This window comes from Quatrionicoccus australiensis (genome assembly GCF_020510525.1).
In the GTDB taxonomy this organism is placed as follows: Bacteria; Pseudomonadota; Gammaproteobacteria; order Burkholderiales; family Rhodocyclaceae; genus Azonexus; species Azonexus australiensis_B.
Map to the genome: position 1 here is coordinate 3,478,717 of NZ_CP075188.1, position 13,603 is coordinate 3,492,319.

The 13,603-nt window shown below is 61.9% G+C and carries 13 protein-coding genes; 3 read left to right on the plus strand and 10 right to left on the minus strand.

Annotated features, from left to right (window positions below):
- Positions 1-41 precede the first annotated feature (41 nt).
- Positions 42-1,361 carry a sigma-54 interaction domain-containing protein gene (locus tag KI612_RS16570; RefSeq protein ID WP_226444275.1) on the minus strand — a complete coding sequence of 440 codons (1,320 nt, stop codon included), beginning with the start codon at positions 1,359-1,361 and terminating at the stop codon, positions 42-44.
- 282 nt (positions 1,362-1,643) lie between these two features.
- On the opposite strand from KI612_RS16570, the gene ccoG reads away from it, so the two are divergent.
- Positions 1,644-3,056 (plus strand): cytochrome c oxidase accessory protein CcoG, encoded by a 1,413-nt coding sequence (gene ccoG / locus KI612_RS16575; RefSeq protein WP_226441173.1) that lies wholly within the window; start codon positions 1,644-1,646, stop codon positions 3,054-3,056.
- Positions 3,057-3,114: 58 nt separating this feature from the next.
- Here the strand turns inward: ccoG and KI612_RS16580 are convergent, their stop codons facing one another.
- Positions 3,115-3,978: an alpha/beta hydrolase gene (locus tag KI612_RS16580; RefSeq protein ID WP_226441174.1), complete on the minus strand. Its 864-nt coding sequence runs from the start codon at positions 3,976-3,978 to the stop codon at positions 3,115-3,117.
- A gap of 190 nt (positions 3,979-4,168) precedes the next feature.
- Between KI612_RS16580 and KI612_RS16585 the strand changes: the two genes are divergently transcribed.
- Positions 4,169-4,444: a hypothetical protein gene (locus KI612_RS16585; RefSeq protein WP_226441175.1), complete on the plus strand. Its 276-nt coding sequence runs from the start codon at positions 4,169-4,171 to the stop codon at positions 4,442-4,444.
- A gap of 3 nt (positions 4,445-4,447) precedes the next feature.
- Here KI612_RS16585 and KI612_RS16590 read toward each other — a convergent pair whose 3' ends face one another.
- From KI612_RS16590 to KI612_RS16615, 6 genes are read right to left on the minus strand one after another with little or no spacing between them, the layout of a single operon-like run.
- Entirely contained in the window at positions 4,448-4,663 is a 216-nt protein-coding gene (locus KI612_RS16590) for an RNA-binding S4 domain-containing protein (protein WP_226441176.1), read from the minus strand.
- Positions 4,660-5,310 carry a LutC/YkgG family protein gene (locus KI612_RS16595; RefSeq protein ID WP_226441177.1) on the minus strand — a complete coding sequence of 217 codons (651 nt, stop codon included), beginning with the start codon at positions 5,308-5,310 and terminating at the stop codon, positions 4,660-4,662. The genes KI612_RS16590 and KI612_RS16595 overlap by 4 nt, the downstream gene beginning before the upstream one ends.
- Positions 5,307-6,263 carry a D-2-hydroxyacid dehydrogenase gene (locus tag KI612_RS16600; protein ID WP_226441178.1) on the minus strand — a complete coding sequence of 319 codons (957 nt, stop codon included), beginning with the start codon at positions 6,261-6,263 and terminating at the stop codon, positions 5,307-5,309. The genes KI612_RS16595 and KI612_RS16600 overlap by 4 nt, the downstream gene beginning before the upstream one ends.
- On the minus strand, positions 6,263-6,961 hold the full coding sequence (locus KI612_RS16605) for an aldehyde dehydrogenase family protein (RefSeq protein WP_226441179.1): 699 nt from the start codon (positions 6,959-6,961) through the stop codon (positions 6,263-6,265). The genes KI612_RS16600 and KI612_RS16605 overlap by 1 nt, the downstream gene beginning before the upstream one ends.
- A gap of 2 nt (positions 6,962-6,963) precedes the next feature.
- Complete coding sequence (locus KI612_RS16610; RefSeq protein WP_226441180.1) at positions 6,964-8,406, minus strand: LutB/LldF family L-lactate oxidation iron-sulfur protein; 1,443 nt, start codon at positions 8,404-8,406, stop codon at positions 6,964-6,966.
- Positions 8,406-9,134, minus strand: a complete 729-nt coding sequence (locus KI612_RS16615) for a (Fe-S)-binding protein (protein ID WP_226441181.1) — start codon at positions 9,132-9,134, stop codon at positions 8,406-8,408. The genes KI612_RS16610 and KI612_RS16615 overlap by 1 nt, the downstream gene beginning before the upstream one ends.
- Positions 9,135-9,264: 130 nt before the next feature.
- On the opposite strand from KI612_RS16615, the gene KI612_RS16620 reads away from it, so the two are divergent.
- Positions 9,265-9,993, plus strand: a complete 729-nt coding sequence (locus KI612_RS16620) for an IclR family transcriptional regulator (protein ID WP_226444277.1) — start codon at positions 9,265-9,267, stop codon at positions 9,991-9,993.
- A 41-nt stretch (positions 9,994-10,034) separates the two neighbouring features.
- On the opposite strand, the gene pbpG is transcribed toward KI612_RS16620, so the two are convergent.
- A complete protein-coding gene (pbpG, locus tag KI612_RS16625; RefSeq protein WP_226441182.1) occupies positions 10,035-11,117 on the minus strand; it encodes a D-alanyl-D-alanine endopeptidase in 1,083 nt (360 codons plus the stop codon).
- Between the two features lie 103 nt (positions 11,118-11,220).
- A complete protein-coding gene (locus tag KI612_RS16630; RefSeq protein WP_226441183.1) occupies positions 11,221-13,500 on the minus strand; it encodes an NADP-dependent malic enzyme in 2,280 nt (759 codons plus the stop codon).
- Positions 13,501-13,603: the final 103 nt, after the last annotated feature.

The following is a 13,603-nucleotide window of genomic DNA, read 5'->3' on the forward strand; positions in this document are numbered from 1 at the left end:
ATTCATTCAAAAAACAAACAAGAAATCGGAGCGGCCCAGGCCTAATGCGCCCTGGCCTCTTTCAGCTTTCGGTACAAGGTGCGCTGACTGACCCCCAACAATCGGGCCAACAGCCCGGGATCACCGGGCATTTGCGCTTCGGCCCAGGCAATGTAGCGCATCTCCAGCTCGGCCAGTTCGACCACGGCAGCCAATTTGAACCCAGCGCTCGGGTCGACAGGCGCCGGAGCGACATCATCAGCCATTTCAGTCAGATGCGGCAGATCTATCCTGTCGCCATCGGCCAGTAGTGTGGCGCGCTCGATCAGATTGCGCAGTTCGCGGATATTACCGCTGAAACGACGACAGGACAGCCAGGCCAGCGCGGCAGGCGTCAATTGTCTGCGGGGTTTGCGATCGACCCGTTCGAGCAGCGAAGCCGCCAGCAAGGGAATATCTTCGACCCGCTCATGCAGAGCCGGCGTATGAATCGGGAAGGTATTGATGCGGAAATAGAGGTCGCGGCGAAATGTCTCGGCTTGAACCATGCTACGCAAATCGCGGTGGGTCGCCGCAATCAGGCGAAAATTCGCCGGCAACCAGTCCAGCCCGCCAACCCGCCGGTAAGTTCCCGTCTCCAGCAAGCGCAACAGCTTGACCTGCAGCGCAAGGGGCAACTCGCCAATCTCATCAAGAAACAGCGTGCCGCCGCTGGCCGCCTCCACCAGCCCCTGCTTGCGATGGTTCGCGCCGGTAAATGCACCTTTCTCATAGCCGAACAACTCGCTCTCGAACAAGGTTTCGGTCATGCCGGCACAGTCGACCGCGACGAATGGCCCCTCTTCCCGGGCACTCGCTTCATGAATGGCTTGCGCTACCAATTCCTTGCCGGTGCCCGTCTCGCCCAGCAACAAAACCGATGCATTCGAATTGGCAACGCGCAGGACCTTTTCCAGCATGCTGACAAAAGCCGGAGAACGTCCGACCAGCCCCTGAGCCGCTGCCCGACTGCTCGCCTGGCGAACAATGCGCATGGTCTCGACAAAATAGACCACTTGCCCTTGGTCGTCGCGAATCGGTGTTGTTTCGACATCAACATGCTCTTCACCCCGAGGAGTGTGATGCAAATGCAACACTCGCTGCGGCGCGCCGGCCTCAAGGCTCTGCTTGAGCGGGCAGGACTCGCCGGCTTGATCACAAGGCACGCTGAAGTGATGCGACACCTCGTAACAGCAGCGCCCGGCAATCGGCGCACCATCCCCGAACTCCTTCAAGTAGGCCGCGTTGGCCGCGATGATGCGGTATTCTCCATCCATGATGATGCGCGGCTCCGGCAGGCCATCAAGGAAGGAAATCAATTCGCTGAGAAAATGTGCCGTCATGCCACCCTCGCCATTTCTGTCATCATTGTCAGACAATTTTGACATACATTGCTCATTTGTAGCTGAGTGTTGTATATAAGCAGCTGATTTTGAAACAACAAGGTACGAAGCGCCCGCAGGCATGCATCTTGTTAATAGCACCACAGGAAACCGGCAGATTCCGTCTCACCAAGGTCGCTGCGTCTTTTTTCATTCGCCCCGCAGGCATGCTTTGACGCAGTTGCCGCTTGCTGTTGGTAGTGCCGGTTTCCGACCTAATTTTTCTCATCAATGAAAGCCGAGATGAATCAACCAGCCGACAAGACAGAAGAAATGAAACCAACCGGGGTTTCCTTCTACGAAAAACGTAAAAAAATCTTCGCCAAAGGGGTGCGCGGCTACTTCGACAACTGGCGCATCGCGCTCGTTGTCCTGACTCAGGTCATTTTCTACGGTGGCCTCTGGCTTGAGTGGAATGGCCGACAAGCGCTGCTGCTGCACCTGGTCGAACGCAAGTTCTACATCTTCGGCGTCGTCTTCTGGCCGCAGGATGTCATTTACTTGGCGACCCTGCTGATCGTCTCGGCCTACGCACTATTCCTCGTCACAGCAATTGCCGGCCGCTTGTTCTGCGGCTACGCCTGCCCGCAAACGGTCTATACCCAGCTTTTCATGTGGATCGAGAACTGGGTCGAAGGCGAGCGCAATCAGCGCATCAAGCTCGACAAGGAACCGATGAGTGCCCGCAAGCTGCGCATCCGCGCCACCAAGCACGGCCTGTGGCTGCTGCTGTCGCTGTGGACCGGCTTCACACTGGTGGGTTACTTCACGCCGGTCAGCGAACTGATCGAGAACGTGCGCACCAACAATCTCGGTTCGTGGGAAATCTTCTGGATCTTCTTCTACGGCGGCTTCACCTACCTGATGGCCGGCTTCATGCGCGAACAGGTATGCAAGTACATGTGCCCGTACGCCCGCTTCCAGAGTGTGATGTTCGACCCGGACACGCTGATCATCACTTACGATCCGGAACGCGGCGAGCAGCGTGGCCCCCGCAAGAAGGGCGTTGATGCCAAGGCGGCCGGTCTCGGCGACTGCATCGATTGCGGCTTGTGCGTCCAGGTCTGCCCGACCGGCATCGACATCCGCAACGGCCTGCAATACGAGTGCATCGGTTGCGCCGCCTGTATCGACGTCTGCGACCAGGTCATGGACAAGGTCGATCTGCCGCGCGGCCTGATCCGCTACTCCACCGAGAATGCGCTGGCCCGTCACCTGACGCGCAAGGAAATCCTCGCCCACATCGTGCGCCCGCGCATCCTGCTCTATACCGCGATCCTGGTGCTGATCACCGGCCTGGCCACCTGGTTCCTGGCGCACCGCATTCCGCTCAAGGTCGACATCATTCGCGACCGCTCGACGCTGGCGCGCGAGGCCGACGACGGCAGCATCGAAAACGTCTTCACGCTGCAGATCATGAACACCGAAGAGCAAGCGCATCGCTACAAGGTGGTGGTGGATGGTCTGGATGGCGTCAAGATCACCGGCACCAGCGATGTCGAGGTACCGGCGGCAACACTCCAATCCTTCATGACCGTCATCAGCGCTCCGCCGGAAGCCGGTCAGAAGGGAGCCAATCCGATCCACTTCGAAATCGTCGCCCAGGAAAATCCGGACATCAAGGTTCGCGAAAAAGCCTCATTCATGATGCCCTGAGTCGCAGCAAGTCGAACTCAAAGGAGCGGGAGCTGGTCTCCCGCTCTTTTTTGTCCACTCAAACGGCAGCAGGCAAGAGTGCCGTTGCGAGAAACCCGAGCATGGCAGGCAGATGCAACTCGATATCACCGTAATCATCGTGACTGCCCGGAACCAGCAATAGCTCAACCAGATCCGTCGCACGCGCGGCGAATATCTCCTGTGCCTCACTGAACGGTACCGTTTCATCGGCCAGGCCATGCACTATCAGCACCGGACAGAACAGCCGCGAGATGCTGCGCGAAGGCGCGATATCATCGAAACGGTAGCCGATGACCCGCTGCACATAAGCCAGGATGTAGGCCCCAAGCGGCCAATAAGGAACATGCATCGCCGCCAGCCAGCGCCGCATCATGCCGGCCGGATGCGCAAAAGCCGCCAGACTGACGACTGCCTTGACGGTCGACTGCCGCGTTCCGGCCAAAAGCGCAGCACCCGCACCGACCGAATGCCCGATCAAACCGTAGGCGACCGGATCAATACCGGGCTGGCGCTGCAACCAGACCAGACCGGCCTCGATGTCTTCGGCAAAGCGCGGCAACGAGGCAAAACTGTCGGCATCGCTGCGTCCGTGACAACGCGCGTCCAGAAACAGCAATGTGTAACCTGCGCCATGCAGGGGCGCCGCGAGCGGCAGCATGGTCTGGGCATTGCCACCCCAGCCATGCATGACGACCAGCGCCGGTGCACGACTCGGGCCGGGGATAAAATAGCCGAACAGTTTTTTCCCGTTCGCCGTCGGCACCGCAACCGCCTGCCATGGCAGGCCTTCCGGCACGGCCGTGGAAACCAGGCGCGGCGCGGCCAGGCCGCGGCGAATCGCCCAATTGAGCAGCGTAACGCCGGCCGCCATCAAGGGCGGCAATAGCCACCAGGCACTCATCCTGAGCAACCCGGCAGACAAGAACAAGCGACAGGCATCAGTCGCCCCGCCCTGGACAGGACAGCAGGAATCACCCCGTCCCGGCACGAATTCGAATTGCTCACGGCAGACCCACAATATAAGAAAATACTAATTTTACTACCGGCAAAAAGCCGCAGATCGCCGATGGCTGCTTTCTTCCCGGCCGCCGTTGAACAACACCAAGGCCCTGCGGGCGCGCGCAGCCGTATGCCTGATTCGTGTAGACTCGGGCACAGGAATTTCAACTAGAGCGGCCATGAAGACCAGCCCGAAACCGAGAAAAGAAAACGATCGTCGCCAGCAGGACAACGGGCCGCCAGCCGGCTGGAGCGACCGCCGGCGATCAACCGAAAGGCGCATTCCGGAAATCGAGGAGTGCGCGATCAGCGAAGCGGAATGGGAGCTTTATTTCGGCAAGACAGACGCCGGCAAAACCGGCGATTGACGCCTACTCGGCGACCAGTTCGACCGTCTCGCCGCCTATCGTCACCTTCTGCCCCGGCCGCAATTTTGCCCTTTTTCGGGTGTCGACCGCTGCGTCGACCTTGACCCGGCCTTCGGCGATCGCGGCATGCGCCGAACCGCCCGAATCGCACAGGCCGGTCGCCTTGAGCAGTTGATCGAGTTGAATGTATTCGCCGCGCACGGCAAAGCGGATGCTCATGAGTTTTCTCCGGTCAGTATCAGATGCACCCGGCAGGGCCCATGGGCACCGAGGACAATGGTTTGTTCGATGTCGCCGGTCCGTGACGGGCCGGAGATGAAATTGAGGGCGCGCGGCACGCTGCCGCGTTCGGCACGCAGCAGGGCGAAGGCGTCTTCCATGGTGGCAACGATGCGCGCCACCGGCACCAGCGCGATGTGGGTTTCCGGCAGCAGGCTGACCGTCGCCGGCGTCGCCGCCCCCGATAGCAGGAGCAGCGTGCCGGTTTCAGCAATCGCGCAGAAGCAGCCGGAAATGCCCACTTTATCGGCGTCGACCGCTGGCCGCACGGCCACCTCGAGACCGCTGGCCGCCCAGTCGAGCGCAGCCAGATCGCCGGTCAGCACGGCCTCGCGACCGAGCCCGCCGGCCGCCAGATAGCGTGCCACCGCTTGCGGCGCCTCGGTCGGGGTCGAAACGCTGTCCACGCTGCTAGCCAGGCTCTCCGCCTTGGCGCGGAAGCGCTGCACCAGATCGCCATCGAGCACCGGCTGCGGCCCGCGGACCGGCGCCGCAAGCAGCGCCTCGGCGCGCGCCCGGCGCGCCGCGAAATCGTCCTTGCCGACGCCGGCCCGGACCCGGCCGAGAATTTCGTCACGTGCGCTCATACGACGCGGTTCCTTGGCTTGCCCGCCACGAAGGCTTCGATGTTGTCGATCAGCTGATCGGCCAGCGCTTGCATCGCCGGGCGACTGGCCCAGGCGACATGCGGCGTCAGCAGGAAATTGGGTAGCGCCAGCAACTCGGGCGCCAGCATCGGATGATCGGCAGGCGGCGGCTCGGCGGTAAGCACGTCGAAACCGGCGCCGGCAATCCAGCCTTCGCGCAGCGCGCGGATCAGCGCCGCCTCGTCGACCAGCCCGCCGCGTCCGGTGTTGATCAGCAGGGCGCTGGATTTCATTGCCTGCAGCTCGTCGACCGCTATGAGATGGCGCGTTTCGTCGTTCAGCGGGCAATGCAGCGAAATCGCATCGGCTTCGCGCAGCACCGTGGCAAACGCCGTGTAGCCGGGACGCACCACGGCCGCCCCCTTGTGCTCGGCGCGCAGCACGCGCATGCCGAAGGCTTCGGCCAGGCGGGCAACACCGCTGCCCAGGCTGCCGGCACCGATCAGGCCGAGCGTCGCGCCGTGCAGGTCGCGGATTGGATGATCGAACAGGCAGAACTGCTCCGACTGCTGCCAGCGCCCGGCCTGCAGCGAGGCACGCCAGGCGATCAGGTTGCGCGACAGGGCGAGAAGCAGCGCGAAAACGTGCTCGGGCACGGTCTGCTCGGCGTAGCCGCGGATGTTCGAGACGACGATGCCGCGCGCCCGGCAGGCGTCGAGATCGACGATATTGGTGCCGGTCGCCGCCACCGCGACCATTTTCAGCTCGGGCAACAGGTCGACCGCTGAGGCCGGCAAGGGGCACTTGTTGATGATGGCGATATTCGCCCCGGCCAGGCGCTCGACGACCTCGCCCGCCGCCGTCCTGGCGTACTCGGTCCAGGTATGTGCGAAGTCCGGCCGCCGGACGTCGGCAACCAGCGCATCGCGTTCGAGGTAGACGATGCGCTGCATCAGCCGCCCAGCGTTTCGAACGGCGTGCCGGCAGCGGCGGCAATCCGCCCGACCTGCTCACCGAGCGCCGGATTGCCGGCATAAAGCAGGCGATCAACCGCGGCCGCGCACAGGCCTTCGACCGCCGCCGTGTCGCCCTGGAGCAGGTTGAGCACGCCAGCCGGCCATTCGACGCGCGCCGACAGCTCGCACAGCGCATAGATCGCCGACGGCGCCTTCGGGCTGGGTTTGACGACCAGGGTTGCCCCCGCCATCAGCGCCGGCGCCAGCGCCGCAGCAAAGGCTGCCAGCGGCCGCACCGGATCGAGCACCAGCCCGACCACGCCGGTATCGCCGACCGCAGCCGACTGCAAGGCTTCAACGGCAGCGGCGACTTCCGCGCTGGCCGCCGCATCATCAAGCAACGCTTCCTGTTGCAGCAGCTTGGCGAAATGCCCGGCGTAGGCATCCAGCGCCTCGGCCAGGCGGCCCAGGCAAACCCGGCGCGCCTGCATGCCCATGTCCGCCCACAGCGGCTGCGCGGCACGCGCTGCGGCGACGGCTTCGGCCGCCTCGCTGGCGCCACACAGCGGCACGCGGCGGATCGCCTCGCCCGTTGCCGGATTGGTCACGTCGAGGAAACCATCAGCCACGGTCAGAAAGGCGCGGCCGTTGATCCAGAGGGGAATGGCCTGCGGGCCTTCGGGAGTGAAATCCATGCTCAAGCTCTCTTTCTTGCTGCGTATTGTTCGTGGAAGGTCTTGCCGGCCGGCACGCTGAGGTCGCGCCCGGCGGTCCACCCCGGCGCCATGCCCAAAATGCGGATGCGGCCGCTGTCGTCGGCCAGCCAGTTGAGATAACGCGAGGCGCGCCGCACCACCCAGCGGTAAAGGCGCGGTTTGCCGGCCAGCCAGGCCCAGGCCTTGAGCGCAAAACTTTCGCCGAGCGGGCGCAGGCCGCGTTCGACCTGTTCCTCGCGCAGGCGATGCATCAGGCCGGGCAGCGGAATGCGCACTGGACAGACCGTGCCGCACTGGTTGCAGCCGGTCGAGGCATGCGGCAGGTCAAGCGCGTTTTCGATGCCGGTGTATAGTGGCGTCAGCACCGAGCCCATCGGGCCGGGATAGACCCAGCCGTAGGCGTGGCCGCCGAGCGAGAAATAGACCGGGCAATGGTTCATGCAGGCACCGCAACGGATGCAGCGCAGCATTTCCTGGTACGCCGAGCCGAGCAGATTGGCGCGACCGTTGTCGACCAGGATGAAGACCGTCTTCTCCGGGCCGTCGCTGTCGCCCGGCTGTTTCGTACCGGTCAACAGCGAAACATAGTTGGAAATCGTCTGCCCGGTCGCCGAACGCGGCAACAGGCGCATCAGGGTCGCAAAATCGTCGAGCGTCGGCACGATCTTCTCGATGCCGGTGACCACGACATGCACGCGCGGCAGCGTCGTCACCATGCGGCCGTTGCCTTCGTTGGTAACCAGCGCCGCGCTGCCGGTTTCGGCAATCAGGAAATTGGCGCCGGTGATGCCCATGTCGGCGCTCAGGAAATGCTGGCGCAGGACTTCGCGCGCTTCCCGCGTCATCGCCGGGATATCGGCAGAAGTACGCGTTTCCAGCGGTCGACCGTGTTCCTCGGCAAATAATGCCTCGACCTCTTCGATGGTCTTGTGCACGGCCGGCGCGATGATATGCGACGGCGTTTCGCCGGCAAGCTGGATGATGTATTCGCCGAGATCGGTCTCGACCGGCCGGATGCCGGCCGCAGCCAAAGCCTCGTTGAGATGCGCTTCCTCGGACAGCATCGACTTCGACTTGGTCGCCTTGGTCACGCCATGCCGGCGCGCCACGTCGATGACCAGGTCGCAGATTTCGTCGCCATCGCGCGCCCAGAGCACCTCGGCGCCGGTCGCCTTCGCCTTTTCCTCGAACAGTTCGAGCCAGACGTCGAGATCGCCCAGCACTCGGTTGCGGATATCGACGCAAGCGCTGCGCAGCGCCTCGAATTCGAAGCCGTCCTCGGGCAGCGCCGCCATCGCCTTGGCACGCTTGCCGACGAAGAGCGGCTTGGCCTTCTGCAAGGCCTTCTGCAGCACCTTGTTGCGGATCTTCTCGCCGGCCCGCGCCTGGAAGAACATCGCCTGCGAATGCTTGGCGCCGGCCATCAGGATTCCTCTCCGGCCAGCACTTCAGCAATGTGCAGGACGCGCGTCGTCTCGTCGCCGCGCCGGCGCAGACGGCCCTCGATATTGATCAGGCAACCGAGATCACCGCCGACCACCGCATCCGCGCCGACCTTGGCAATCGACTCGCACTTGCGATCGACGATCTGCGTCGAGATATCGCCGAACTTGACCGAGAAGGCACCGCCGAAACCGCAACACTCCTCGCAATCGGCCATTTCATCGAGAGTCAGGCCGCGCACCTTGAGCAGCAATTCGCGCGGCTGGCGCTTGATGCCCAGACCGCGCAGGCCCTTGCAGGAGTCGTGGTAGGTGACGCTGCCGGCGAAATCGGCGAGCGGCAGCTCGACCCTCAGGACATCGGCGAGAAAAGTCGTCAATTCGAAGGTCCTCGCCGCCAGTTGCTGCGCACGCGGCGCCCAGACCGGGTCGTCGGCCAGCAATTGCGGATAGATATTGCGCACCTGATCGGTACAGGAACCGGAAGGAATCACGACGTAGTCATAGCCCTCCAGCTCACTGATCGCCTTCTTTGCAAGCTCGGCAGCAAGCGGCCGGTTTCCCGCACTCCAGGCCGGTTGACCGCAGCAGGTCTGGCTTTCCGGGACAATGACTTCACAGCCGGCCGCTTCGAGCAGGCGCAGGCTCGCCATGCCGACCGAGGGTCGGATCAGGTCCACCAGACAAGTAACGTAGAGGGCTAAGCGCATGCTAATATTGCGGCGCACAAGAAAATAAAGTGGCTAATGCTACTCAAACAGCACCAATAAAGGAATCCAGTTGTCCGAAGCAGCCCAAGGGTCCGCGAAAAATCCCGGCTCCATTCAGGTCATCGAGCGCATGATGTCGCTGCTCGACGCGCTCGCCAACTCGTCTGAACCGGCCAGCCTGAAACATCTCGCGGCGACCACCGAACTGCATCCGTCCACGGCGCACCGCATCCTGGCCGCGATGAGCAATGCCCGCTTTGTCGAGCGCGAGGACGCCGGCACCTACCGCCTCGGCATCCGCCTGCTCGAACTCGGCGCCATCGTCAAATCGCGCATCAGCCTGCGCGAAGTCGCGCTGCCCTACATGCAGCAATTGCACGAAACCATCGGCGAGGCGATCAATCTCGGCGCCCGCCACGATGACGAAATCGTCTATCTCGAACGCACCTCGTCCGGCCGCTCGCTGGTTCGCGTCGTCTATCTCGTCGGCGGGCGTGCACCGCTGCACCTGACTTCGCTCGGCAAGCTCTTCCTTGCCGCCGACGGCCCGCAGAAGATTCGCGAATACGCCAAGCGCACCGGCCTGCCCGGCAAGACGCCGCATTCGCTGACCACGCTGACCGCTCTCGAGAAGGAACTCGACAAGGTGCGTCGGCACGACATCGCCTACGACGACGAAGAAGCAGAAATGGGCCTCAAGTGCGTCGCCGCACCGATCCGCGACGACGAAGGCAACATCATCGCCGCCCTGTCGGTTTCCGCCCCCGCCGACCGCCACGACCCGGAGTGGGCAGCGCAGGTCAAGGGCGCGGCTGACGCCGTGTCGAAAGCCCTCGGCTACACCAGCCCGAAAAAATAAAGGCCGCACACAGCGGCCTTTTTCTCTGAACGCAGTATCGCTCAAACGCGCTTGCGCTCGCTGGCCAGACTGGCACTTTCCATCCAGCGCTTGATCCGGTTCGCGTCACCGACCCGCGTCATCTTGCCTTGCGAGTCGAGCAGCACGATAACCACCGGCTTGTCGGCAACCCGCGCCTGCATCACCAGGCAACGCCCGGCCTCCGAGATGTAACCGGTCTTCGACAGACCGATTTCCCAGTTGTCGCTACGCACCAATGGGTTGGTCGTGCCGAAATTCTGGACGCGGCCATTGAGTTCGACCTTGGCCTCGGCCGTGGTCGAGAAATGCCGGATTTCAGGGTAACGCGCCGCCGCCGTCACCATGCGTGCCAGGTCATGCGCCGTGGACACGTTGTTGCTCGAGAGGCCGGTCGGTTCCTCGAAGCGGGTGTTGTACATGCCGAGCGCCTGCGCCTTCTTGTTCATCGCAGCGACAAAAGCCGGCAGGCCACCCGGATAGTGGCGACCGAGCGCATGCGCAGCGCGATTTTCCGAGGACATCAGGGCAAGCAGCATCGCCGTTTCGCGCGTCATCGTCGTGCCGACCGGCAAGCGCGAACGCGTGCCCTTCAGGCCGTCGACGTCTTCATCGCCAATGGCAATGACGTCCTGCAAATTGAGATTGGCATCCAGCACCACCATGGCGGTCATCAGCTTCGAGATGGATGCAATCGGCGTGACCGTGTCCGGGTGCTTGGCAAGCACAGATTGACCGGTACTTTGATCAATGACCAATGCCGAAGAAGAATAGAGCGCCAGACGACTGGGATCGATATCGGTCAGGGAAACACGACGCACCGGCTGTTTGGCCTGGCTCTGCGCCAGTTGCGTGGACTTGCCCGATTTGGCGGTTTTGGTCTTGATGGACGGGGCGCTTGCCGCAACCGTCTTGCTGCGATTGCTTACCGCGGCTGATTTGAGCACGGGCTTGCGCGCGGCTTGGACTTTCTTGCTTGCCGGGGCTTCACTCTTCTTGCTGGCCTGCTGCACCGGCTTTTTTGCACCGGAAGCCTGCACCTGAGGCGCCACACCGACGCTCAGCAAAGCACTGAGCAACAGGACTGATCTAAATTTAAACTTCATTCGCTACCTCCTGCCAACACCGGGAAATTGTAGCCCAGTTTGGCCGGAGATAGTGAAATCACAACAAAAATAAATAGATACAACAACAACTTAAAGCAACAATTTATACAGCGTCAACCACAGTAAGTGCCGTCATATTGACGATGCGACGCACGGTTGCCGTCGGGGTCAGGATATTCACCGGCTTGGCCGCCCCAAGCAGAATAGGGCCAACCGTCAGGTTGTCGCCGGCGGCCACCTTGAGCAGGTTGAACGAAATGTTCGCCGCATCCAGCGTCGGCATGACCAGCAGGTTGGCCTGGCCCTTCAGACGCGAATTCGGGAAAGCAGCCAGACGAATTTGCTCGTCCAGTGCCGCGTCACCGTGCATTTCTCCTTCAACCTCGAGATTCGGCGCCCGCTGCTGCAGCAAGCCCAGCACCTCGCGCATTTTCAGGGAGGTTGGCGTGTCTTCCGTGCCAAAGGTTGAATGCGAAAGCAGCGCCACTTTCGGCTGAATGCCGAAGTTGCGGATCTCGTCTGCCGCCAGCATGGTCATGTCGGCAAGCTGTTCGGCCGTCGGGTTGTAATTGACGTAGGTATCGCCAATGAAGACCGTACGTTCCGGCAGCATCAGCAGATTCATCGCATACAGGCGATCCAGGCCTTCGCGCGCACCGATGACGTTCTCGACATATTCACGATGTGTTTCATGACGCCCGAAGGTGCCGCAAATCAAACCATCGGCATAACCCAGACGCACCATCAGGGCACCGTAAAGCGTGGCCCGGCGGCGAATCTCGCGGCGCGCATATTCCGGCGACACACCGCGCCGCTCCATCAGCGAATGGTAGGTCTGCGCGAATTCGTCGAGATGCTCGTCAAAGAACGCACAGTTGTCGCCATGCACAACCTCGAAATCCTCGCCCTCGCGAATGCGCAGACCAGCTTCTTCGATACGCCGATTGATGTCGGCATGACGGCCGATCAGCACTGGCCAGGCAATGCCTTCATCGCGAATCACCTGCACGGCGCGCAGCACGCGCTCGTCCTCACCCTCGGCGAAAACGATGCGCTTGGGCGCCATCTTGGCCTGCGAGAACACCGGCTTCATGATCATGCCGGAGTGGTAAACGAATTCATTCAAGCCCTGGACGTAGGCCGCCCAGTCCTTGATCGGACGCGTTGCAACACCCGAATCCATACCGGCCCTGGCTACGGCCGGCGCGATCTTGACGATCAGACGCGGATCAAAAGGCTTGGGAATCAGGTATTCCGGACCGAAGCCCGACACCTTCTCGCCATAGGCCGTGGCCACGATTTCCGACTGCTCGGCACGCGCCAGTTCGGCAATTGCCTTGACCGCCGCCATCTTCATTTCTTCGGTAATCGTCGTCGCACCAACATCGAGTGCACCACGGAAAATGAAGGGGAAGCAGAGGACGTTATTGACCTGGTTCGGATAATCGGAACGACCGGTGCACATGATCGCGTCGTCGCGCACGCTCTTGACCAGCTCCGGTGAAATTTCCGGCGTCGGGTTGGCAAGCGCCATGATCAGCGGCTTCGCCGCCATCTTGGCGACCATTTCCGGCTTCAGCACACCGCCGGCAGAAAGCCCGAGGAACACATCGGCATCGGCAATCGCTTCGCCGAGCGAGCGCTGATCGGTTTTCTTGGCGTAACGCGCCTTGATCTCGTCCATTTCTTCGACGCGACCGTCGTACACCAGGCCCTTGATATCGGTCACCCAGATGTTGTCGACCGGTGCGCCGAGCATGACCAGCAGGTCAAGACAGGCAAGCGCCGCAGCACCGGCACCGGAGGTGACGATCTTGACGGTAGCCAGGTCTTTGCCGATCAAATGCAGGCCATTGAGCACTGCGGCACCGACCACAATGGCCGTACCGTGCTGGTCGTCATGGAAAACGGGAATCTTCATCCGCTCGCGCAGCTTCTTTTCGATGTAGAAGCACTCGGGCGCCTTGATGTCTTCGAGATTGATGCCGCCAAAGGTCGGCTCCAGCGAAGCGATGGTATCGATCAGCTTGTCCGGATCACGCTCGTCGATTTCCAGATCGAAAACATCGATGTTGGCGAACTTCTTGAACAGCACGCCCTTGCCTTCCATCACCGGCTTGGCAGCGAGCGGGCCAATGGCTCCCAGGCCGAGCACGGCCGTACCGTTGGTGATGACACCAACCAGATTGGCACGGGAAGTGAGGGTGCTGACTTCGGCCGGATTGGCGACAATTTCCTCGCAGGCGAAAGCAACGCCCGGAGAGTAAGCCATCGACAGATCATATTGATTGGTCAGCTGTTTGATTGGGGTGACCGCAATTTTGCCCGGCTTGGGCTGGCGGTGGTAATAGAGCGCGGCTTCGCGCAATTGTCTCGGATCCATGTCTGCCTCCATTTTATATCGTGAAACGCGATTTTGAATCGCGGAAGATCATACCATGTTCAGATACGGCTTCCACCTTCGGTAATCACGTATAACGCCAACG

Coding starts and splice junctions, on each gene's coding strand:
- KI612_RS16610 (WP_226441180.1), bottom strand. CDS start 8,406: ATGGCCGGCGCCAAGCATTCGCAGGCGATGTTCTTCCAGGCGCGGGCC.
- ccoG (WP_226441173.1), top strand. CDS start 1,644: ATGAATCAACCAGCCGACAAGACAGAAGAAATGAAACCAACCGGGGTT.
- KI612_RS16615 (WP_226441181.1), bottom strand. CDS start 9,134: ATGCGCTTAGCCCTCTACGTTACTTGTCTGGTGGACCTGATCCGACCC.
- KI612_RS16600 (WP_226441178.1), bottom strand. CDS start 6,263: ATGCAGCGCATCGTCTACCTCGAACGCGATGCGCTGGTTGCCGACGTC.
- KI612_RS16590 (WP_226441176.1), bottom strand. CDS start 4,663: ATGAGCATCCGCTTTGCCGTGCGCGGCGAATACATTCAACTCGATCAA.
- KI612_RS16570 (WP_226444275.1), bottom strand. CDS start 1,361: ATGACGGCACATTTTCTCAGCGAATTGATTTCCTTCCTTGATGGCCTG.
- KI612_RS16595 (WP_226441177.1), bottom strand. CDS start 5,310: ATGAGCGCACGTGACGAAATTCTCGGCCGGGTCCGGGCCGGCGTCGGC.
- KI612_RS16580 (WP_226441174.1), bottom strand. CDS start 3,978: ATGAGTGCCTGGTGGCTATTGCCGCCCTTGATGGCGGCCGGCGTTACG.
- KI612_RS16605 (WP_226441179.1), bottom strand. CDS start 6,961: ATGGATTTCACTCCCGAAGGCCCGCAGGCCATTCCCCTCTGGATCAAC.
- KI612_RS16630 (WP_226441183.1), bottom strand. CDS start 13,500: ATGGATCCGAGACAATTGCGCGAAGCCGCGCTCTATTACCACCGCCAG.
- KI612_RS16620 (WP_226444277.1), top strand. CDS start 9,265: ATGATGTCGCTGCTCGACGCGCTCGCCAACTCGTCTGAACCGGCCAGC.
- pbpG (WP_226441182.1), bottom strand. CDS start 11,117: ATGAAGTTTAAATTTAGATCAGTCCTGTTGCTCAGTGCTTTGCTGAGC.